The sequence below is a fragment of the Streptomyces sp. NPDC056161 genome, from assembly GCF_042268025.1.
GTDB lineage: Bacteria > Actinomycetota > Actinomycetes > Streptomycetales > Streptomycetaceae > Streptomyces.
The window spans coordinates 72994-93929 of sequence record NZ_JBHJUV010000040.1 but is presented as its reverse complement, the minus strand read 5'-3'; the positions used below and the strand labels follow the sequence as shown (position 1 = coordinate 93929).

The following is a 20936-nucleotide window of genomic DNA, read 5'->3' as shown; positions in this document are numbered from 1 at the left end:
TACGAGGACTTCCGGCCGGCACACCGAGTGGGGGTACCTCCCACGCCCGTCCAGGGCAGTGGGGGCCACGCACCGAACGCCGCTCCTTGACGGGCGAACGTTGCCTGCCGAGGCACTAGGGCAACCGGATGAACGAGGAGAAGCGCGAGATGGCCGGCCTGGTGGACAAGGGCCCCCGCACCCGGATACCGCGCGCCGCGGACACCGCATGGGCCGAGGAACTCCTCGACCACCTGCGTCCCGGCGCACGCGAGCTGCGCAGGGTGGTCGACTGGCTCGCACGGGCCGTGGACGGCGCCGTGTGCGTGCGGGACGACACGGGAGCCGTACTTGAGGGCGCCCCGGTGCCGCTGGCCGACACGCTGGTCACGGACGTGGTGACCGGACGGATCTCGTCGGCCGCGGTGGAGGACGACGGGCGGTACGTCCGCCTGGTCGCGGTGCGCCACTACGGGCCGTTCCAGGCGTCGACGGGCGTGCTGGCCGTAGCCCGGGCCGCCCCGTTCGACCGGCGGGCGGCGGAGATCGTGACCCGCACCGCCCCGGTCGTCGAACTCCTGCTGCGCGAAGGCGAACTGACGGCCGCCGGGCAGCGCCTGAGACGGGCCACCGCCGACCTGCGGCTGGCGATCCTGCAACTGCTGATGGTGGAGGACACCATCGCGGCCCGCCGGGTCGCCGCGGGCCTGTGGCCCGGCCTGCTCGACACCGACACCGCCAGCGTGTACGTCGTCGAAGGGGCCGCCGAGAAGCGGGACAGACTCATCGACGAATGCATCGAGGCGACCGGCGGCCGGGCCCTCGTCGTGCGCTGTCCCGCGATGGACCGGCACATCATCGTCGTCAGCCCCACCGCGGCGGCGGGGGAGCGGCTGCGCTCGCTCGTCGACAGCCGCCCCGGCATCTATCTCGGCGGCAGCGTCCGGCAGAGCCTCGCGCGCACCTCGCTCGCCTACGGCCAGGCCATCAGCGCCCTCGCCGTCGCCCACTTCCGCCCCGACCAGACGGCCGTCTACGCGGAGCGCACCCATCCGCAGACGCTGATGGACCTCACCGCCCTGCGCGCCTGGTCCGCCGACGTGCTCCGGCCGCTCGACACCCTGCCCCACCACACCCGGGCCGAACTGTTCGCCACCACCCGACTGGGACTGGAGTACACCGCGGTCAACGCGGCGAAGGTGCTCGGCGTCAGCCGCAACACCGTCCGGGCCCGCATGGACCGCGTCGAGGCGCTGCTGCGCACCGACTTCTCCGACCTCGCGGTCCGCGCCACCGTCCACCTCGCGCTGAACACCCAGGCGGGCTGTGCCGCGCCCGTCACCCACGGTCCGGCCGCCGAGCCGCCCGCCGTCCGGCTCGGCGGCCTGCTCGCCGGGACCGCGATCCGCGCCTGGGCCCACGACCTCCTCGGCCGCCTGGTCCACGACGGACGCGACCTGCGCGGCACGCTGCGTGCCTGGATCGCCGCCGGCGGGAACGCGGAGCGGGCCGCCCAGGACCTCGGGGTCCACGCCCAGACCGTCCGCGAGCACGTCCGCAGCGCGGAACCCGTCCTGGAACGCCAACTCCTCGCCGCGGGCAGCGATCTCTACGAGGTCGTTCTGGCCCACCTGGTCGTCGGTGATCTCACCGAGCCCGTGCTGCGCCGTATGTAGCAGGGGTGTGAAACGGGCCAAACGGACTTGACTGTGCACAGGTGAGTCCTCGCGGCGCGTCGGCGGGCACCGGCGCGATACCCCCACGGCCCGCTCCGCGCATAGGTTCGGCAGTCGGTGGGGGCACGACCGGTACGGGGGTCCGGTCGCGCCCCCACGTCGTGCTCGGGGCGCGGCACCGCCGCGGCGGAGCGGAGCGGAGCTTGAAGAACGCCCACGACACCGGACGGTCCCGCGCCGACCCGCAGGTGGCCGGGTGGGGGTGCGGGCAGGGGGCAGGCGGCCGGGTGGCGGTGCGGGCGTCCGCTTTCGGGTGACCCGGCCAGCCGGTCGCCGGGGCGCCGGGCGGCGTGTGTCCGACGATCGCATCGGCCGCGCGGGCCGGCCCGCGTCTCCGTCCGCCGGGAGTACACCGTGCACATCCTGCTCGTGGCCAGCGCCTTCAACAGCCTCACCCAACGTGTCCACGCCGAACTCCGCGACCGCGGGCACACCACCGCGGTGGAACTCGCCGTCCCCGGCCACCGGCTGTACGAGGCGGTCCGGCGGCACGACCCCCGGCTGGTCGTCGCACCGATGCTGACGACGGCGATCCCCCGTGAGGTGTGGACGGCGTGGCCCTGCCTCGTCGTGCATCCCGGCCCCCCGGGGGACCGCGGGCCGTCCGCGCTGGACTGGGCGATCCAGGAGGGCGCGCAGGACTGGGGAGTCACGGTGCTCCAGGCGGAGGAGGAGATGGACGCCGGCGCCGTATGGGCGTCGGCGCGCTGCCCCGTGCCCCCGGTGGGCAAGAGCGACCTGTACCGGGGCGAGGTCGCCGACGCCGCGCTGGCCGCCGTCGTCCTCGCCGTCGAGCGCTTCACGTCGGGCTCGTACACGCCGCAACCGCAGTGGGCCGGGCGGGCCCGTCCCTACCTCGACCAGAGCGTCCGGCGGATCGACTGGAGCGCGGACCCCACCCGGACGGTTGTCCGCAAGCTGCGCGCCGCGGACTCCCGGCCCGGCGTGCTGGACGTCCTGTACGGCGAGGAGTGGTACCTGCACGGCGGCCACCCCGAACACCGCCTGCACGGTGCCCCGGGTGCCCTGCTGGCCACCCGGGCGGGTGCGGTCTGCCGGGCCACGGCCGACGGTGCCGTGTGGATCCCGGAACTGCGCCCCAGACGGCTGCCCGGCCAGGCGCCCGCGGTCAAGCTGCCGGCCGTGACGGCCCTCGGGGACCGGCTGCCCGACCTGCCCGAGTTCGCGCCCGCACCGACGGCGGACGCGCGCCGCCGCGGCTGGACCGACCTCAGCTATCGGGAGGAGGGCGACGTCGGCTTCCTGGAGTTCTCCTTTCCCGGCGGTGCCATGAGCACCGCGCAGTGCCGGCGCCTGCTCGCCGCCTACCGCGAGGCGTGCGCACGCCCCACCGGCGTGCTGGTGCTGGGCGGCCGGCGCGACTTCTTCTCCAACGGCATCCACCTCGGTGTCATCGAGGCCGCCGCGGACCCCGCCGCCGAGTCCTGGGCGAACATCAACGCCATCGACGACCTGGTGGAGGCCGTCCTGACGACCACCGACCGGCTGGTGGTCTGCGCCCTCGGCGGCAACGCCGCGGCCGGCGGGGTGATGCTCGCCCTGGCCGCCGACGAGGTGTGGTGCCGGTCCGGGACCGTGCTGAACCCGCACTACCGGCTCATGGGTCTGTACGGATCGGAGTACTGGACGTACTCGCTGCCCCGCCGGGTGGGAGCGGCGGCGGCCGAGCGGCTGATGCGGGAGGCCCTGCCGGTGAGCGCCGAGGGTGCCCTGCGGACGGGCCTGGCCGACCGGGTGATCGAGTGCGCGCCCGGGGACTTCGCCGCGCAGGTGGCCCGGCTGGCGGCCCGGTTGGCGGCGGTGCCGGGGACGCCGTCCCGGATCGCGGCCAAGAAGGCCGAACTGGACCGCCAGGAGGCGGTCGAACCGCTGTCCGCGTTCCGGGACCGTGAGCTGGCCCGGATGCGCCGCACCTTCGACGACCCGGACGCCCCGTACCACGCGCTGCGCCGGGCCTTCGTAGCCAAGCAGCGCCCCGTCGGCACGCCGCCGCACCTCACCCGCGCCGCGGGCCCGCGCGTGGCCGCCGAACCCGGCGGCCGGTCCGCACCCCGTGTCACTGGAACGGACCAAGCAGACCTCTCACCGTCCCCGGACGCCTGATACGAAGAAACACGAAAAAGCAGTCGAAATGTCTGCTTTTGTTCCCTACCTCCCCGAGGAGGCGGTCGCATGACTCCGGCCACGCCCAGCACTGCCGAGACGACGGACGCCGGCGGCACGCCCGCCGGCGAGACGCCCACGATCCACATCCTCTGGATCAACGCCGGGCTGAGCTGCGACGGCGACTCGGTCGCGCTGACCGCCGCCATGCAGCCGAGCATCGAACAGATCGCGCTCGGCGTGCTGCCGGGGCTGCCGAAGATCGAGGTCCACTGGCCGCTCATCGACTTCGAGTGCGGCCCGGTCGGCGGCGCCGACACGTTCATCGAGTGGTTCTTCAAGGGGGAGCGGGGCGAGATCGACCCGTTCGTGCTGGTGGTGGAGGGATCCGTACCGAACGAGGCGATCAAGCCCGAGGGCTACTGGTGCGGCTTCGGCGACAACCCGGAGACCGGCCAGCCGATCACCACGAGCGAATGGATCGACCGGCTCGCGCCCAAGGCCCTCGCCGTCGTCGCCATCGGCACCTGCGCCACCTACGGCGGCATCCACGCCATGGCGGGCAACCCGACCGGCGCGATGGGCGTGCCCGACTACCTCGGCTGGGACTGGAAGTCCAAGGCGGGCATCCCCATCGTGTGCGTCCCGGGCTGTCCCATCCAGCCCGACAACTTCGCCGAGACGCTCACCTACCTGCTCTACCAGGCGGCGGGTTCCGCCCCGATGATCCCCCTGGACGACAAGCTCCGCCCGGCCTGGCTGTTCGGCGCCACCGTGCACGAGGGCTGCGACCGGGCCGGCTACTACGAGCAGGGCGACTTCGCCGACACGTACGACTCGCCCAAGTGCCTGGTCAAGATCGGCTGCTGGGGCCCCGTGGTGAAGTGCAACGTGCCCAAGCGCGGCTGGATGAACGGCATCGGCGGCTGCCCGAACGTCGGCGGCATCTGCATCGCCTGCACCATGCCCGGCTTCCCCGACAAGTTCATGCCGTTCATGGACCAGCCCCCCGGCGCCACGCTGTCCACCAAGGCCAGCGGCGCCTACGGCGCGGTGATCCGCCGGCTCCGCTCGGTCACCCAGCACACCGTCGACCAGGAGCCCAAGTGGCGCCACACCGGCGGCAAGCTCACCACCGGGTACCGGCCGCCGTGGTGAGCACGGCGAGCAGTCCCGCCCCGTCCCGCTCCCCCTCCCGTCCGCACCCCCCGCACCTCCCGCTCGCAGAAGGGCACGACTGACACCATGGCACCGACGAGCAAAGCCGCCCGCGACGGCAGCGGCCTGATCGAGATGTCCTGGGATCCGATCACCCGGATCGTGGGCAGCCTGGGCATCCACACGAAGATCGACTTCAAGCAGAAGCGGGTCGCCGAGTGCTACAGCACCTCGTCGGTCTTCCGCGGCTACAGCGTGTTCATGCGCGGCAAGGACCCGCGCGACGCGCACTTCATCACCAGCCGCATCTGCGGCATCTGCGGCGACAACCACGCCACGTGCTCGGTGTACACGCAGAACATGGCCTACGGGGTCAAGCCCCCGCACCTCGGCGAATGGGTCATCAACCTCGGCGAGGCCGCGGAGTACATGTTCGACCACAACATCTTCCAGGAGAACCTGGTCGGGGTCGACTACTGCGAGAAGATGGTCAAGGAGACCAACCCCGGCGTCCTCGACCTCGCCGAACGCACCGAGGCACCGCACGCCGCGGACCACGGCTACCGCACCATCGCCGACATCATGCGCTCCCTGAACCCCATGGAGGGCGACTTCTACCGCGAGGCGCTCCAGGTCAGCCGCTACACCCGGGAGATGTTCTGCCTGATGGAGGGCCGCCACGTGCACCCCTCCACGCTCTACCCGGGCGGCGTCGGCACCAACGCCTCCGTCCAGCTCTTCACGGACTACCTCAGCCGTCTGATGCGGTACGTGGAGTTCATGAAACGCGTCGTCCCGCTCCACGACGACCTGTTCGACTTCTTCTACGAGGCCCTGCCCGGCTACGAGGAAGTCGGCCGGCGGCGCGTCCTGCTCGGCTGCTGGGGAGCGCTCAACGACCCCGATCACTGCGACTTCACCTACGCCAACATGACGGACTGGGGACGGCGCATGTTCGTCACCCCGGGCATCATCGTCGACGGCAAGCTCGTCACCACCGACCTCACCGAGATCAACCTCGGCATCCGCATCCTGCTGGGCAGCTCCTACTACGAGGACTGGGCGGGCCGGGAGCAGTTCGTCACCCACGACCCGCTGGGCAACCCGGTCGACCCGCGCCACCCCTGGAACCAGCACACCATCCCCGCCCCGCAGAAGCGGAACTTCGAGGACAAGTACAGCTGGGTGATGTCGCCCCGCTGGTTCGACGGCAAGGACCACCTCGCCCTGGACACCGGCGGCGGCCCCCTCGCCCGGCTCTGGTCCACCGCCCTGGCCGGCCTGGTCGACACCGGCGGGGTGAAGTCCACCGGGCACAGCGTCGTCATCAACCTGCCGCGCACCATGACCCGGCCCGAGACCACCTTCGAGTGGAAGATCCCGAAGTGGAGCAACGCGCTGGAACGCAACCGGGCGCGCAGCTACTTCCAGGCGTACACCGCCGCCCTCGCGCTGCACTTCGCCGAGAAGGGCCTCGAAGAGGTCCGCGCCGGACGCACCCAGACCTGGGAGAAGTTCGAGGTGCCCGACGAGAGCATCGGCGTCGGATTCACCGAGGCCGTCCGCGGAGTCCTCTCCCACCACATGGTGATCCGCGACGGCAAGATCGCCAACTACCACCCGTACCCGCCCACCCCGTGGAACGCCAGCGTCCGGGACCCCTACGGCACGCCGGGCCCCTACGAGGACGCCGTGCAGAACACCCCCATCTTCGAGGAGAACCCGCCGGACAGCTTCAAGGGCATCGACATCATGCGGACCGTGCGCAGCTTCGACCCCTGTCTGCCGTGCGGCGTCCACATGTACGTCGGCGACGGCCGGACCGTGGAGAAGATGCACGTACCCACCGGCCTGAGCGGACTCGGCGGATGACCGCCACCGCCACCCCGGCGCACGCGGAACGGGCCGGCCGGCGCATCGAGGAGGTGCTCGACCGGCTCTCCGCCACCGGGGACCCGGCCGCCGTCGCGGCGGCCGAGGAACTGGTGTGCTCCCTCATGGAGTTCTACGGCGCGGGGCTCGCCCGGATCCTGGAACTGCTCTCCGCCCCCCAGGACCGTCCCCGCGCCGAGGCCCTGTACGGCGACGGACTCGTCGCGAGCCTGCTGCTCCTGCACGACCTGCACCCCGAGGACCTGAACGCCCGCATCGGCCGCGCCCTCGACACCATCGACGGCGCCGGCTCCGACGCGCTCGAAGTCCTCGGCCTCGACGAGGCGACCGGAACGCTGCGGCTGCGCGCCGCGTCCGGCGGGGGTTGCGGCTGCGCCGCGGGCGCCCCGGACCTGCGACAGGCCGCCGAGGACGCGCTCTCCTGCTTCGCGCCCGAGGTCACGGCCGTCGAGGTGCGGCCGACGGGCACCGGCGAGCCCGCACTCCTGCAGATCGGCACCCGCCCCGGGGCCGGTGCATGAGCGCGACCCCGGACCTGCCGACCCGCACCGGCCGCGGCCTGCGCCGGTTCCTGACCGAACGCCGGCCGCAGCCGGAACGCTGCGGACTGTGCGCGACCCCCGTGGCGGACACGGACCACCGCCACCTCGTCGACACCGAGCGGCGGGCCCTGGTCTGCTCCTGCGTGTCCTGCTACCTGCTGATGGAGCGGCCCGGCGCGGGCGGCGGCCGGTTCCGCGCGGTCCCGGCCCGCTACCTCACCGACCCGGACCACCGTCTCGACGACCGCGCCTGGGACACCCTGCGCATCCCGGTCGGCGTCGCCTTCTTCTTCCGCAACGCCGCCCTGGACCGGCTCGTCGCCCTCTACCCGAGCCCGGCCGGAGCCACCGAGAGCGAACTCGAACCGGCGGCCTGGACCGCGGTGCTCGGCGAGAGCACCCTGGCCGGCCTGCTCGAACCCGACGTGGAGGCGCTGCTGGTGCGCCGCACCGACGACGGCTGCGGCTGCCACCTGGTGCCGATCGACATCTGCTACGAACTCGTCGGCCGCATGCGGCTGTTGTGGCAGGGCTTCGACGGCGGGGCCGAGGCCCGCGCCGCCCTGGACGCCTTCTTCGCGCACGTCGAGGACCGGGCCAGGCCCGTCGGCACGGAGGTCCGCCCATGAGCCGGCTCTCCTTCGCCTGCACGGGAGTGCGCGCCGACCGCTACGCGGCCGGCCCCACCCTGGTGTTCCGGCTGCGGATCACCACCCCCGACGACGAACCCGTGCACGCCCTGGCGCTGCGCTGCCAGATCCGTGTCGAACCCGCCCGGCGCGGCTACGACCGCGCCGAGACCGACGGACTCGTGGACCTGTTCGGCGAACCCTCCCGCTGGGGCAGCACCCTCCAGCCGGTGCAGTTCGCCCAGGTCCCGCTGGTGGTCCCCGGCTTCACCCGGGAGACCGAGACCGATCTGGTCGTGCCCTGCACCTACGACATGGACATCGCCGCCACCCGCTATCTCGACGCGCTCGACGGCGGTGACGTACCCCTGCTGATGCTGTTCTCCGGAACGGCGTTCACCGGCGCCCGCGGCTTTCGCGTCGAACCCGTCCCGTGGGACCGGGAGGCCACCTTCCGGATGCCGGTCGCCACCTGGCGCGAGATGGTCGAACAGCACTTCCCCGGCTGCGGCTGGATCCGGCTGCCCCGCGACACCATGGACGCCCTGCTGGCGTTCCGCTCCGGCCGGGCGCTGCCCTCCTGGGAGGCGACCGTACAGGCCCTGCTCGCGCGGGCGCAGGGCGCGCCCGCACCGGGACCCGTCCTCACCCGCACCACCGGAAGGACCGCTCCGTGAGCGCGACCGGGTTCGCCCCCGAGACCGAGGCGCGCCTCGCCGTCGCCCGGAAAGTGGCCGACGCCGTCCTCTTCGAGGGCTATGTGCTCTACCCCTACCGGGCCTCGGCCGCGAAGAACCGGCTGCGCTGGCAGTTCGGCGTGCTGGTGCCGCCCGGCTGGGGCGCCGAGTGCGCGGAGCACTCCTTCCAGCACACCGAGTGCCTGCTGGAACCCAAGGCGGGCGCCGCGCTCGCCGTCGAACTGCGGTTCCTGCGCGCCCGCCGCCGCACCGTCCAACAGGCGGTCGCGGGCGGCGGGTTCGAGACCGTGCCCGAACTCCGCCTCGCGGACCGGGTGCTGGTCCCCTGGGACGAAGGGGTGGAGGAGCGCGTCACGGCCGTCGTACCGGTCGCCGACCTCGTCGCCGGGGACGTCACCGTCGACATCGACCGGCCCGCAGCAACCGACCACGAGACCGTCCTCGACGCCGACGGCCGCACGGCGGGCCGCACCGTCCACCGGTACGAGCCGCTGACCGGCCGGCTGCGGCTGACGGCAGCCGAACTCGACGGCCCCTACCGGGTGCTGCGACTGACCGCCGTCGCCGAGAACACCAGCGACTGGACCCCGCCCGCCGGGCACGCCGCCGACCGGGACGCGGCCCTGCCGCGCTCCCTGGTGGCCGCCCACCTCCTGCTGGCCGTGGACCGCGGCTCGTTCCTGTCGATGACCGACCCGCCGCAGTGGGCGAAGGGCGCGGTCGCCGCCTGCCGCAATCTGCACACCTGGCCGGTGCTGGCCGCCGAGCCCGGCCGCACGGACGTGGTGCTGTCCTCGCCGATCATCCTGGAGGACCATCCGGCCATCGCCCCGGAGAGCCCCGGCGCCCTGTACGACGCGACCGAGATCGACGAGATCCTCGCGCTGCGCACCGCCGCCCTCACCGACGAGGAGAAACGCGAGGCGCGGGGCACCGACGAGCGGGCCGCCGCCGTGATCGACCTGGCCGACTCGCTCCCGCCCGAGGTGCTGGAACGCCTGCACGGCGCGGTCCGCGGCCTGCGCGAGGCGACCCGGCCGCACAACGGGCCCGGCTTCCCCGACGAACACGGCGTACCGCGGCCGGACACCCCGTGGTGGGACCCGGCCGCCGACGCCGGTTTCGACCCCGGCCACGACAGCGTCCTTCTCGACGGCCGTCCGGTGCGCGCGGGCAGCCGCCTCGTGCTGCGCCCCGGCGCGCGCCGCACCGACGCCCAGGACCTGTTCCTGCACGGCACCGGTGCCACGGCCGAGGCCGTGCTGCACGACGTGGACGGCGTGGTGCACGTGGCGGTCACCGTGGACGGCGACCCGGGCGCCGACCTGCGCCGCGAACAGGGCCGCTTCCTGTACTTCCAGCCCGACGAACTCGCCTGGCCGCAGGACGACGGCGGATGAGCGCGCCCACCGCGCCCGGCCGGGTCCTCGTCGCCGGCATCGGGAACGTCTTCCTCGGCGACGACGCCTTCGGCGTGGAGACCGCCCGCGCCCTGGCCGGCCGCCCGCTGCCCGGCCACGTCGAGGTCGTGGACGTCGGGGTGCGCGGCGTGCACCTCGCCTACCAACTCCTCGACGGCTACGACACCCTGATCCTGGTGGACGCCACCGCACGCGGCGGCCCCCCGGGCACCCTCTACGTCATCGAGCACGAGGACGCCGGCCGCGCCGAGGCGGCGGGCGCCCCGCTCGACGGCCACCGCATGACCCCGGACGCCGTGCTCGCCCTGCTCGGCACCCTCTGCGCCGGCACCGGCACCGCACCCCCGCGCCGCACCCTCGTCGTGGGGTGCGAACCGGCCTCGGTGGACGAGGGGATGGGGCTGAGCGCCCCCGTCTCCGCAGCGGTGCCGCAGGCCGTCCGGCTCGTCGAGGACCTGCTGGCCCCGTCCCCGGCACCCGAACCGTGTCCACCGGCCGACGCCGTGAAATGAACGGCCGAAGCCGCGAAGCGAAGTGAGGAGAGCCCCATGAAGAAGATCGTCGTCGGTGCACTGGCCGCCGCGGTCGCCACGGTCGTCGTGCAGTCCCTGCCCGACCTCCGGCGCTATCTGAAGATCCGCAGCATGTGAGCCCCGTCCCGCGGCGCACCCCGCCCCGGCGGGGCGCTGCGGCAAACGACGTACGTGGCTGGGCCACGGCGGCGTGCCGGGCCGGCGGCCCGGCACCCCGCACCTCTAATGGGAGACGGCCGGTCGCTCACGAACGGCCCGCTCCGTGTGCACGTACGGCCCGTCGGGACGGAGGCAGATGCACGAGATGTCCATCGCGCTCGCGGTGATCGAGCAGGTGGCGGAGGCGGCCGAACGGGCCGGTGACGTCACCGCGGTGCGCTCGGTGCGGCTCCAGGTGGGCGAACTGGCCGGCGTCGTACCCGACGCCCTTGCCTTCTCCTTCGAACTGGCCTGCGCCGGAACCCTGCTGGAGGGCGCCGAACTGGTCACCGAACCCGTGCCCGGGCGGGCCCGCTGCGCGCCCTGCGGCCACGAATGGGCGGTCGGCATGCCGCCCCGGCTGAGCTGCCCGCGGTGCCGGGGCGCCAGCACCGACCTGCTGTCCGGCCGCGAACTGCGCATCACCGGGGTGCGCTGGGAGGACGGGACGACGACGGCACCCCCTTGTGAACCGAGCGTCGAGGAGTGCTGAACCATGTGCCGTGCGGTGGATCTCCAACAGTCCGTGCTCGCCCGCAACGACGAGTCCGCGCAGGCCCTGCGCGCGCGCCTCGCGGCCCGCGGCACCACGGTCGTCAACCTGCTCTCCAGTCCGGGCAGCGGCAAGACCGCCCTGCTGGAGCACGAACTGACCCTGGCCCGTGAGCGGTCCGTGCCGGCCGCCGCGCTCACCGCCGACCTCGCCACCGAGAACGACGCCGCCCGGCTCAAGCGTTCCGGGGTCCCGGTCAGACAGATCCTCACCGACGGGCTGTGCCATCTGGAGGCCGGGATGCTCGCCCGGCACATCGAGGACTGGCTGCCGGAGCCGACGCGGCTGCTGTTCGTGGAGAACGTCGGCAACCTCGTCTGCCCGGCCTCCTACGACCTCGGCGAGAGCCTGCGGGTGGTCCTGGCCTCCGTGACAGAGGGCGAGGACAAGCCGCTGAAGTACCCCACCGCCTTCGGCCTCGCGAACCTGGTGGTCGTCACCAAGACCGACATCGCCCAGGCCGTGGGCTTCGACGAGGAGGCGTTCCGCGCCCACGTCGAACAGGTCAACCCGGGCGTCGAGGTGGTGCTGACGTCGGTGCGCGGACAGCAGGGGCTAGGCATCCTCCTGGAGCGGGCCCTGGCCGCCGCCGACGGCACCCCGCCGCACACCCCGGTCATGGCCCGCCGCCCGCACGAGCACGCCGGGCACGCCCACGCCGGCCACGCCCACGGCGGCCACACCCACGCCACGGTCCCGTCGCACTCGTGAGCGTCACCGGGGCCGCCGAGGGGACGGCGCTGCGCCGCCGGGTCGTCGTCCGCGGTGTGGTGCAGGGCGTCGGCTTCCGGCCCTACGTCCATGGCCTCGCCACCTCGCTCGGCCTGACCGGGCACGTGACCAACACCCCGGACGGGGTGGTCGTCGAGGTCGAGGGCGCCCCGGACACCGTGGGCCGGTTCTGCGCCCGGCTCGCGCCGGACGCCCCGCCGCTGGCCCGCGTCGACGGCGTCGACCACCAGGACGTGCCGGTCGTCGGCGAGGGCGCGTTCGCCATCCTCGCCTCCCGCGCCGGCGGCCCGGCCGGCGCCCTCATCCCCCCGGACACGGCGACCTGCGCGGCCTGCCTGCGTGAACTCGCCGACCCCGCCGACCGGCGCCACCGCCATCCCTTCGTCAACTGCACCCACTGCGGCCCCCGCCTCACGATCGTCACCGGCCTGCCCTACGACCGGCCGCACACCACCATGGCCCGCTTCCCGATGTGCCCCGGCTGCGCCCGCGAGTACGCCGACCCCGCCGACCGGCGCTTCCACGCCCAGCCCGTCGCCTGCCCGGACTGCGGTCCGCGGCTGCGCCTGCTCGTCGGCCGCCCGCACCCCGGCGCCGCCCCCGAGGAGGTCGCGGAGGCGGACCCGGTGACCGAGGCGCGGCGGCTACTGGCGCGGGGCGCGGTCCTCGCCGTGAAGGGGCTCGGCGGCTACCACCTGGCGTGCGACGCCACCGATCCCGGGGCCGTCGCACTGCTGCGGCAGCGCAAGGCACGGGGCGACAAGCCGTTCGCGCTGATGGCCCGCGGCCTCGACGACATCGCGCACCTGGTGTCGCCGGACGAGGCGGAACGCGAACTGCTCGCCGGCCCGGTCCGCCCCATCGTGCTGCTGCGCCGCCGCGCCGGCGCCGCGCCCGCCGGTCCGCGCCCCGCGGACCAGGTCGCCCCCGGCAGCCCCGACCTCGGCGTGATGCTGCCCTACACGCCGCTGCACCACCTCCTGCTGGGCCTGCCCGGCGACCCCGAGGGCCCCCGGCTGCTGGTCATGACGAGCGGCAACGTGTCCGGTGAACCGATCGTCACCGACGACGAGGAGGCCCTGGAACGCCTCGCCCCGCTGGCCGACGCCTGGCTCACCCACGACCGGCCGATCCACGTGCCCTGCGACGACTCGGTGGTGCGGGTGTGCGACGGGCAGCCGCTGCTGGTGCGCCGCGCCCGGGGCTATGCGCCGCTGCCCCTGGACCTGCCCGTGCCGGTGCGCCCGACGCTCGCGGTCGGCGGTGACCTGAAGAACGCGTGCTGTCTCGGCGCGGGCCGGCGGGCCTGGCTGTCGGCGCACATCGGGGACATGGACGACCTGGCCACCCAGCGCGCCTTCGGCCGCGCGGTGGCCCAACTGGAGTCGATCACACCGGTGCGGCCCGAGCTGCTGGCGGCCGACCGGCACCCGGGCTACCGCTCCGCCCGGTGGGCCGTCCGCAACGCCGCCGGACGGCCGGTGGTCCGCGTCCAGCACCACCACGCGCACATCGCCGCCGCGATGGCCGAACACGGACTGGACGGCGGCCGGCCCGTGCTCGGCGCGGCATTCGACGGCACCGGCCACGGCGACGACGGAGCGGTGTGGGGCGGGGAGTTCCTGCTCGCGGACTACGCCGGTTTCACCCGCGTCGGGCACCTGGCCTACGTCCCCCTGCCGGGCGGCGACGCCGCGGTGCACCGGCCCTACCGCATGGCCCTCGCGCACCTGCGCGCGGCCGGCCTCGACTGGTCCGCCGACCTGCCCTGCGTGACCGCCTGCCCGCCGGTCGAACGCGGCGTGCTGGCACGGCAGTTGGAGCGCGGCATCGGCTGCGTGCCCACCTCCAGCATGGGCCGCCTCTTCGACGCGGTGTCGTCCCTCGTCGGCGTGTGCCACCGGGCCGGGTACGAGGCCCAGGCCGCCGTCGAACTGGAGGCCGCCGCGCTGTGCGCTCCCGCCGCGGACACCGCCGCCTACGCCTTCGCCGTGCGTGCGGCGAAGGCCGGTGACGGGCAGTCCGGTGACGGACCGCTGCGGGCCGACGCGGCGCCCGTCCTGGCGGCGGTCGTCGACGACCTGCGGGCGGGCGTGCCCACGGCGACCGTCGCCGCCCGCTTCCACCGGGCCGTCACCGCGCTCGTGCACCGCGTCTGCCTGCTGGCCCGGGACCGGTACGGAGTGGACACCGTCGCCCTCACCGGCGGCGTGTTCCTCAACTCCCTGCTCTCCTCGGCCTGCGCCGCGGTCCTCGCGGCGGACGGCTTCACCGTGCTGCGCCACCGCTTGGTCCCGCCCGGCGACGGCGGCCTGGCCCTGGGGCAGCTGATGGTGGCCGCCCGGACGGCCGGCCCCGGCGACACGACCCCCTGAGACCGACGCACCACCCCACAGCGAGGAGAGGCCCATGTGCCTGGCGGTACCCGGCAGAGTGCTGGACATCGACGAACGGGACGGCACCCGGGTGGCCACCGTCGATTTCGGCGGCGTGGTCAAAGAGGTGTGCCTGGAGTACCTGCCCGACCTGAAGGTCGGCGAGTACGCCATCGTGCACGTCGGTTTCGCGCTGCAACGCCTCGACGAGGAATCGGCCCGCAGGACGCTCGAACTCTTCGCCGAACTCGGCATGCTCCAGGAGGAGTTCGGCGACCCCTGGGAGGCCGCCGCGGACGCGGGCACCGCACACACCGGCGAGGAGGCACGGCAGTGAGGTACATCGACGAGTTCCAGGACCCGGAGCTGGCCCGCCGGCTCCTCGACGAGATCCACGCGACGGTCACCCGGCCCTGGGCGCTGATGGAGGTCTGCGGCGGGCAGACGCACTCCATCATCCGCCACGGCATCGACCAGCTCCTGCCCGAGCAGGTCGAGTTGATCCACGGTCCGGGCTGCCCGGTCTGCGTCACACCGCTGGAGGTCATCGACAAGGCCCTGGAGATCGCCTCCCGGCCCGAGGTGATCTTCTGCTCCTTCGGCGACATGCTCCGGGTGCCCGGGACGGGCCGGGACCTGTTCCAGGTGCGCGGGCAGGGCGGCGACGTACGCGTCGTCTACTCGCCGCTGGACGCCCTGCGGATCGCCCAGCGGCACCCGGACCGCGAGGTGGTGTTCTTCGGCATCGGCTTCGAGACCACCGCGCCGCCCAACGCGATGACCGTCCACCAGGCCCGCAGGCTCGGCATCCGCAATTTCAGCCTGCTGGTGTCGCACGTCCGGGTGCCTCCCGCCATCGAGGCGATCATGGGCTCGCCGAGCTGCCGGGTACAGGCGTTCCTCGCCGCCGGACACGTGTGCACCGTCATGGGCGTCGACGAGTACCCGGAGCTGGCCCGGCGCCACCGCGTGCCGATCGTCGTCACCGGCTTCGAACCGCTGGACATCCTCGAAGGCGTACGCCGCACCGTGACGCAGCTGGAACGCGGCGAGCACACCGTCGAGAACGCCTACCCGCGGGCCGTCCGCGCCGAGGGCAACCCCGCGGCCAGGGCCATGCTGGAGGACGTCTTCGAGGTCACCGACCGGCCCTGGCGGGGGATCGGTGTGATCCCCGGCAGCGGCTGGCGGCTGTCCGAGAAGTACCGCGCCTACGACGCCGAACTGCGCTTCAGCGTCGACGGCATCCGCACCCTGGAGCCGGCCGAGTGCCGCAGCGGCGAGGTCCTCCAGGGCCTGCTCAAACCCCACCAGTGCGAGGCGTTCGGCACCCGCTGCACCCCGCGCACCCCGCTCGGCGCCACCATGGTCTCCAGCGAGGGCGCCTGCGCCGCCTACTACCTCTACCGACGCCTGCAGAACACGCCCGCGCCCCGGGAGGCGAGCCCCGTTGCCTGACACCACCGACACCCTGGACGTGACCGGCTGGACCTGCCCGGCCCCGCTGCGCGACCAGCCCCGCGTCGTCATGGGCCACGGCGGCGGCGGCACGCTCTCCGCCGAACTGGTCGAGCACGTCTTCGCGCCCGCGTTCGGCGGGGCGGCCCTCGCCGAGCTGGGCGACGCGGCCGCGCTGTCCCTGGGCGGTGTCCGGCTGGCCTTCTCCACCGACTCCTTCGTGGTGCGGCCGCTGTTCTTCCCCGGCGGCAGCATCGGCGATCTCGCCGTCAACGGCACCGTCAACGACCTCGCCATGAGCGGCGCCGAACCCGCCTACCTCTCCTGCGGATTCATCCTGGAGGAAGGGGTGGAGATCGCCACCGTGGCCCGGGTGGCCGAGGCGCTCGGCGCCGCAGCGCGCGCGGCGGGCGTGGAGGTCGCGACCGGTGACACCAAGGTGGTCGAGTCCGGGCACGGCGACGGGATCTTCGTCAACACGGCCGGCATCGGGCTGATCCCGGCGGGTGTCGACCTGCGTCCGGCCCGGGTGGTGCCCGGCGACGTGGTGATCGTCAGCGGCCCGGTCGGCGCGCACGGCGTGGCCGTCATGAGCGTGCGCGAGGGCCTGGAGTTCGGCGTGGACATCGTCAGCGACTGCGCGGCTCTCGGCGGTCTGGTCGCGGACATGCTCGCCGTCACCCCGGACCTGCACGTGTTGCGCGACCCCACCCGCGGGGGACTGGCGGCCTCGCTCAACGAGATCGCGGCCGCCTCGGGCACCGGTGTCGTCATCACGGAACGCGCGGTGCCGGTCCCACCGGCCGTGGCCGGCGCCTGCGCCGTCCTGGGCCTCGACCCGTTCTACGTCGCCAACGAGGGCAAGCTCGTGGCGTTCGTGCCGCGCGAGCACGCCGACGCCGTACTGGCGGCGATGCGCGCGCATCCGCTGGGCGCGCAGGCCGCGATCATCGGCGAGGCGGTGGCGGACCATCCCGGCATGGTGGTGGCCCGCACCGGCCTGGGCGGCACCCGGGTGGTCGACATGCCGCTGGGGGAGCAGCTGCCGCGGATCTGCTGAGCGTGCCGGGCCGCCGGGTTCACGCGGACTCCGGCGGTCCGAGGACGGCCAGGGTGCCGTGCGCCTGGCGCAGGGCCACCTCCACCGCGGTGGGCGCGTGCAGCGCGCCCGAGCCGTCCGGTGGGACCAGCCACTCCATGAGCCCGGCCGGACGGTACGGCGGCGGCACCGCGACCCACGCGCCTTTGCTCGCGTGCCGCAGCCCGGCCCCGACCCACCGGCTGCCCGGGTCGGGCGGCAGGAAGAACCCGACCCGGCCGGCTCCCCCGTCGGCGAGCGTGGGGCCCGGTAGCGGCAGGGCCGGACTCCACAGCAGGTCGAGGGCAAGTATGCCCAACTCGTCGGGGACGCTGAGCACATCCCAGTAACGCCCCGCCTCCAGCAGCGCGACACCGTCGCCCTGGTCCCACTTCCGCTTGCAGGCCCGCGGGTCGCAGGAGGCCGCCGCCAGCCACTCCACGCCCCGCATCCACATCGCATCCGCCATCTGCTTCTCCGGATGCCGGGTGCACGAGGTGACCGCACGGTGCGGCACACCAACCCGGCATATGCATCCTGGTAGATATTTCTAGGCTGGGTAGGGGCGGTGTGCCCGGTGATTCAACCAATGAGTCGGTTGACACGTGAATCAATCATCCGAACAGTTGATTCGATCGCAGAATGGGGTTTCAGGCGATTGATTCGATCGTATGCTTCCCCTGTTCCGTCATCTCCTCGTTCGGAGTACGTCTTGGACCGCACTCGTCCGCATCACCTCGTCGCGCGGGGGCGCGCGGAGGCCCGACGGCGCGAACCCCCGGAACACGTGCTCACCGACGACGTGTCCGCCCGGATGACGAAGCTGCCCGAGCGGCTCGCGGCGGGGCATGCGCACGGGCATCGTCCCGACACCTCCGGACAGGACGGGGACACCCGCGCCGAGGTGTCCACCGCGGCCCGCGCCGAACTGACCGACCGAGAGCCGCAGTTAAGGTGGGCCGGAGCCGGGCCGACGGCGGGGGAGGACGAACGTGGACGAGATCGACCGGGCCATCCTGCGTGAACTGCAGACCGACGGGCGCATCGCGTACGCCGACCTGGGCCCCAAGGTCGGCCTGTCCGCCTCGGCGGCCCGGCAGCGCCTGCAACGACTCCTGGACTCCCGGGCCGTCCAGGTCGTCGGGGTCACCGACCCGATGGCCATGGGCGGCCAGGCCATGGCCCTGCTCGGCATCGGCGTGGCCGGCGACCCGCGCGCCGTCGCCGACGCGCTGGCCGGACATCCCGAGGTGATCTACTCGGTGCTCACCTCCGGCGGCTTCGACCTGTTCGCCGAGGTGATCACCCCCGGTCCGAAAGAGCTGCTCGACTTCGTCAACGACGTGGTGCGGCCGATCGACGGCGTCCGGCAGATCCAGTCGTTCCCGTACTTCGGCATCCACACCCAACGCTTCCTGCGGGACGTGGGCTGACCCGTCCGGGGTGGCGTGGACCCGGGGGCGGCGCGCGGGCGAACGCCGTGCGCGCGTCAGCCGCCGCCGGCGATGGCCGGCCGCGGGGTGAGGACGAGCATGGTGGTGTCGTCCCGGATCGCTCCGCAGTGCTCCAGGAGGTCGGCCCACAGCCGGGCGGTCAGCACGGCCGGGTCCTCGGTCGCGAGCCCGCGCAGCCGCTCGGCCAGCGGATAGAAGGCGCCGGAGGTGTCCCGTGCCTCCCACACTCCGTCCGAGGCCAGGAACAACCGGTCACCGGGGCCCAGCTCGACCGTGGCCTCCTTGGGCGGCCGGACACCGAACGGATCCACGCCCAGCGGAATACCCGGTGTGACCAGGATCTCGCTGGCCTGCCCGTCGCGCAGCAGGATCGGCGGCGGATGCCCGCGGACCGCGATCCGCACCGTGCGGACGTCGCCGGAGAACTCCAGCAGCACGGCCGTGGCGAACAGCTCGGCGCCGCGCGGCCCCACCGCGTCCGCCGTGAGCCGCCGGTCCATGCGCGCCGCGACCCCTTCCAGGTCCGGCTGGTCGAGCACCGCCTCCCGGAAGGCGCCCAGCAGCGACACCACGGTCGGCACGGTCGCGAGCCCGTGCCCCTGGACATCGGCCATCACCGCCCGGACCCCGTAGGGGCCGTCGCGCACGTCGAAGAAGTCGCCCCCGACCAGAGTCCCGGTCTGGGCCGCCCGGTACAGCCCCCAGCACCCGACGTCCCCGACCCGGTCCGGCAGCGGCGGGACGACGGCCCGCTGCACGGCTTCCGCGACCGTCTGCTCGGTGACCAGCTGGGCGTCGCGGTGACGGGCCACGTAGGCGACGAACACACTCAGTACGGCGACGAAGACGATGGTGAGCAGATCGGTGTTGCCCGGCTGGTTGAGATGGGTGGCCGGCACATTGAGCACGATCACCACCAGAGCGCCCATCACCGCCGTGAGCAGTGGCCCGTACGACAGGACGGCGAGCGGCGGGATGGCCCCCAGCAGGAAGCCGATGTCGAGCGCGTCGCGGCTGAGCAGGGTGGCCGTGGTCACCCCCGCGAGCAGCACGACGGGCAGCACTCGCACCCAGCGCGGTGGCGGCGCTCCCCGCAGCCACCCACGCTCCTCCCGGTACCGGCGCCACCGCCGGACTCGGACCGTCGTCGTCACACGCCCACGCTACGCCCCGGGCCGCGGTACCCGGCCCGCCCGCGAGGGTGCCGCCGACGGCCCGGCCGGTCAGCCGCCGCCGCCGGAAAAGCAGTGGACGCCGACCGACGCCCGCCCCTACCTTGGGCTCCGCACGCCCATGGAGACCACGGAAGGAGGCGAGAGCCATGCGGTTCACCGACACCCAGCGCTCCCTCCCCGTCGCCCCGGCGTGCCACGTCTGACCTGACCGGGAGCGCTGCCTCACCCACGCCTCCCGGAGGAACCATGACCGATCCGGTCATCCAGACCCTCGACGAGCACACCGTCCACCTCTTCGACACCCTCCCCGACCCACTGCACGCGGCCGAGGCGCACCGGCAGACCCGGCACCGCCCCGACTGGAAGCGGGTGGCCCTGCGCGACGGCACGGTCGTGGCGCGGGCCGCCTGGTGGGGCGGACCCGACGACCCCCGGCCCCGCACCGTCGACTGGTTCGACGTGGCCGAGGGCGAGGAGGCGGCGGGGGCCGCACTGCTGCGGTCCGCGCCCTGGCCGGTCGACGACCTGGAGTTCAGCCTGCCGGCCGGCTGGCGGGACGTACCCGCACAGCGGACCGCCGCCGAGACCCGCTTCGCCGCCGCGCGGGCGGCCGGCTACCGGCACCTGGTGGACCGTTACGTCTACCGCTGGACACCCCGGTGCGGCCTGCCCGAACGGCCGCGGCGGCTCGTCCACCGCGCCGAACCCGACGACGCGGTGTTCTTCGACGCCCTGCGCCGTATCCACTCCGTCACCCTGGACGCCCACGCCCGCCGGGCCGTCGCCAAGGGGGGAGTGGAGCTGGCCGCCCAGGAGGAGATCGACTTCTTCCGCTGGTGCCCGTCGCCGCGCGAGTGGTGGCAGGTCGCCCACACCCCCCAGGGAGAGCCCGTCGGCATCCACATTCCCGCGCACAACCCGCAACGGCCCTGCATCGGCTTCATCGGAGTCCTGCCGGAACAGCGCGGCCACGGCTACGGCTACGACCTGCTCGCCGAGTGCACCCACTTCCTCGCCGAGCGGGGCGCCGACACCATCGCCGCCGCGACCGACCAGGGCAATCTTCCGATGGCCGGGCACTTCGCCCGGGCCGGATACCCCGTCCTGCGTGAACGGGTGCATTTCCAGATCGACACCGCAGTCGTTGGCAGAGACGAGTGACAGCCTGACGGCGGGCTGATCGGTGACGGACGGCGGAGG

Annotated in this window: 20 protein-coding genes; 18 read left to right on the top strand and 2 right to left on the bottom strand. The window is 73.7% G+C overall.

Going from position 1 to position 20936, the window contains the following annotated elements; all coding sequences use genetic code 11:
• The first annotated feature begins 149 nt into the window (after positions 1-149).
• The 16 genes from ACFC09_RS31385 (at position 150) to hypE (ending at position 17089) form a co-directional block, all read left to right on the top strand.
• Positions 150-1655 carry a helix-turn-helix domain-containing protein gene (locus ACFC09_RS31385; RefSeq protein ID WP_376533738.1) on the top strand — a complete coding sequence of 502 codons (1506 nt, stop codon included), beginning with the start codon at positions 150-152 and terminating at the stop codon, positions 1653-1655.
• Between the two features lie 414 nt (positions 1656-2069).
• Positions 2070-3839 carry a hydrogenase maturation protein gene (locus ACFC09_RS31380; protein WP_376533733.1) on the top strand — a complete coding sequence of 590 codons (1770 nt, stop codon included), beginning with the start codon at positions 2070-2072 and terminating at the stop codon, positions 3837-3839.
• Positions 3840-3908: 69 nt separating this feature from the next.
• Positions 3909-4997, top strand: a complete 1089-nt coding sequence (locus ACFC09_RS31375; protein ID WP_376533732.1) for a hydrogenase expression protein HypE — start codon at positions 3909-3911, stop codon at positions 4995-4997.
• Between the two features lie 87 nt (positions 4998-5084).
• A complete protein-coding gene (locus ACFC09_RS31370; RefSeq protein WP_376533731.1) occupies positions 5085-6869 on the top strand; it encodes a nickel-dependent hydrogenase large subunit in 1785 nt (594 codons plus the stop codon).
• On the top strand, positions 6866-7411 hold the full coding sequence (locus ACFC09_RS31365) for a hypothetical protein (RefSeq protein ID WP_376533730.1): 546 nt from the start codon (positions 6866-6868) through the stop codon (positions 7409-7411). Before ACFC09_RS31370 ends, ACFC09_RS31365 begins: the two co-directional genes overlap by 4 nt.
• Positions 7408-8061, top strand: a complete 654-nt coding sequence (locus tag ACFC09_RS31360) for a DUF5947 family protein (protein WP_376533729.1) — start codon at positions 7408-7410, stop codon at positions 8059-8061. The genes ACFC09_RS31365 and ACFC09_RS31360 overlap by 4 nt, the downstream gene beginning before the upstream one ends.
• The gene (locus tag ACFC09_RS31355) at positions 8058-8738 is read left to right on the top strand and encodes a DUF6084 family protein (protein ID WP_376533728.1); all 681 of its coding nucleotides are present in this window, start codon (positions 8058-8060) and stop codon (positions 8736-8738) included. Before ACFC09_RS31360 ends, ACFC09_RS31355 begins: the two co-directional genes overlap by 4 nt.
• Entirely contained in the window at positions 8735-10159 is a 1425-nt protein-coding gene (locus ACFC09_RS31350; RefSeq protein WP_376533727.1) for a hypothetical protein, read from the top strand. The genes ACFC09_RS31355 and ACFC09_RS31350 overlap by 4 nt, the downstream gene beginning before the upstream one ends.
• Complete coding sequence (locus tag ACFC09_RS31345; protein WP_376533726.1) at positions 10156-10692, top strand: hydrogenase maturation protease; 537 nt, start codon at positions 10156-10158, stop codon at positions 10690-10692. Before ACFC09_RS31350 ends, ACFC09_RS31345 begins: the two co-directional genes overlap by 4 nt.
• A gap of 36 nt (positions 10693-10728) precedes the next feature.
• A complete protein-coding gene (locus ACFC09_RS31340; RefSeq protein ID WP_376533725.1) occupies positions 10729-10830 on the top strand; it encodes a DUF6893 family small protein in 102 nt (33 codons plus the stop codon).
• Between the two features lie 178 nt (positions 10831-11008).
• The gene (locus tag ACFC09_RS31335; RefSeq protein WP_376533724.1) at positions 11009-11404 is read left to right on the top strand and encodes a hydrogenase maturation nickel metallochaperone HypA; all 396 of its coding nucleotides are present in this window, start codon (positions 11009-11011) and stop codon (positions 11402-11404) included.
• A 3-nt stretch (positions 11405-11407) separates the two neighbouring features.
• A complete protein-coding gene (gene hypB, locus ACFC09_RS31330) occupies positions 11408-12175 on the top strand; it encodes a hydrogenase nickel incorporation protein HypB (protein WP_376533723.1) in 768 nt (255 codons plus the stop codon).
• Positions 12172-14571: a carbamoyltransferase HypF gene (gene hypF / locus ACFC09_RS31325; protein WP_376533722.1), complete on the top strand. Its 2400-nt coding sequence runs from the start codon at positions 12172-12174 to the stop codon at positions 14569-14571. Before hypB ends, hypF begins: the two co-directional genes overlap by 4 nt.
• 34 nt (positions 14572-14605) lie before the next feature.
• Positions 14606-14908: a HypC/HybG/HupF family hydrogenase formation chaperone gene (locus ACFC09_RS31320; RefSeq protein ID WP_376533721.1), complete on the top strand. Its 303-nt coding sequence runs from the start codon at positions 14606-14608 to the stop codon at positions 14906-14908.
• Positions 14905-16029 (top strand): hydrogenase formation protein HypD, encoded by a 1125-nt coding sequence (gene hypD / locus ACFC09_RS31315; RefSeq protein ID WP_376533720.1) that lies wholly within the window; start codon positions 14905-14907, stop codon positions 16027-16029. The genes ACFC09_RS31320 and hypD overlap by 4 nt, the downstream gene beginning before the upstream one ends.
• Positions 16022-17089, top strand: a complete 1068-nt coding sequence (gene hypE / locus ACFC09_RS31310) for a hydrogenase expression/formation protein HypE (protein WP_376533719.1) — start codon at positions 16022-16024, stop codon at positions 17087-17089. The genes hypD and hypE overlap by 8 nt, the downstream gene beginning before the upstream one ends.
• A 19-nt stretch (positions 17090-17108) precedes the next feature.
• On the opposite strand, the gene ACFC09_RS31305 is transcribed toward hypE, so the two are convergent.
• Positions 17109-17576: a hypothetical protein gene (locus ACFC09_RS31305; RefSeq protein WP_376533718.1), complete on the bottom strand. Its 468-nt coding sequence runs from the start codon at positions 17574-17576 to the stop codon at positions 17109-17111.
• Positions 17577-18099: 523 nt separating this feature from the next.
• Between ACFC09_RS31305 and ACFC09_RS31300 the strand changes: the two genes are divergently transcribed.
• Positions 18100-18540 carry an Lrp/AsnC family transcriptional regulator gene (locus tag ACFC09_RS31300; RefSeq protein ID WP_376533717.1) on the top strand — a complete coding sequence of 147 codons (441 nt, stop codon included), beginning with the start codon at positions 18100-18102 and terminating at the stop codon, positions 18538-18540.
• A 56-nt stretch (positions 18541-18596) separates the two neighbouring features.
• On the opposite strand, the gene ACFC09_RS31295 is transcribed toward ACFC09_RS31300, so the two are convergent.
• Positions 18597-19715: a PP2C family protein-serine/threonine phosphatase gene (locus ACFC09_RS31295; protein WP_376533716.1), complete on the bottom strand. Its 1119-nt coding sequence runs from the start codon at positions 19713-19715 to the stop codon at positions 18597-18599.
• Positions 19716-19982: 267 nt separating this feature from the next.
• Between ACFC09_RS31295 and ACFC09_RS31290 the strand changes: the two genes are divergently transcribed.
• A complete protein-coding gene (locus tag ACFC09_RS31290; RefSeq protein ID WP_376533715.1) occupies positions 19983-20897 on the top strand; it encodes a GNAT family N-acetyltransferase in 915 nt (304 codons plus the stop codon).
• Positions 20898-20936 lie beyond the last annotated feature (39 nt).

Coding starts and splice junctions, on each gene's coding strand:
- ACFC09_RS31305 (WP_376533718.1), bottom strand. CDS start 17,576: ATGGCGGATGCGATGTGGATGCGGGGCGTGGAGTGGCTGGCGGCGGCC.
- ACFC09_RS31345 (WP_376533726.1), top strand. CDS start 10,156: ATGAGCGCGCCCACCGCGCCCGGCCGGGTCCTCGTCGCCGGCATCGGG.
- hypB (WP_376533723.1), top strand. CDS start 11,408: ATGTGCCGTGCGGTGGATCTCCAACAGTCCGTGCTCGCCCGCAACGAC.
- ACFC09_RS31340 (WP_376533725.1), top strand. CDS start 10,729: ATGAAGAAGATCGTCGTCGGTGCACTGGCCGCCGCGGTCGCCACGGTC.
- ACFC09_RS31320 (WP_376533721.1), top strand. CDS start 14,606: ATGTGCCTGGCGGTACCCGGCAGAGTGCTGGACATCGACGAACGGGAC.
- ACFC09_RS31355 (WP_376533728.1), top strand. CDS start 8,058: ATGAGCCGGCTCTCCTTCGCCTGCACGGGAGTGCGCGCCGACCGCTAC.
- ACFC09_RS31360 (WP_376533729.1), top strand. CDS start 7,408: ATGAGCGCGACCCCGGACCTGCCGACCCGCACCGGCCGCGGCCTGCGC.
- ACFC09_RS31385 (WP_376533738.1), top strand. CDS start 150: ATGGCCGGCCTGGTGGACAAGGGCCCCCGCACCCGGATACCGCGCGCC.
- ACFC09_RS31290 (WP_376533715.1), top strand. CDS start 19,983: ATGACCGATCCGGTCATCCAGACCCTCGACGAGCACACCGTCCACCTC.
- ACFC09_RS31335 (WP_376533724.1), top strand. CDS start 11,009: ATGCACGAGATGTCCATCGCGCTCGCGGTGATCGAGCAGGTGGCGGAG.
- ACFC09_RS31375 (WP_376533732.1), top strand. CDS start 3,909: ATGACTCCGGCCACGCCCAGCACTGCCGAGACGACGGACGCCGGCGGC.
- ACFC09_RS31370 (WP_376533731.1), top strand. CDS start 5,085: ATGGCACCGACGAGCAAAGCCGCCCGCGACGGCAGCGGCCTGATCGAG.
- ACFC09_RS31365 (WP_376533730.1), top strand. CDS start 6,866: ATGACCGCCACCGCCACCCCGGCGCACGCGGAACGGGCCGGCCGGCGC.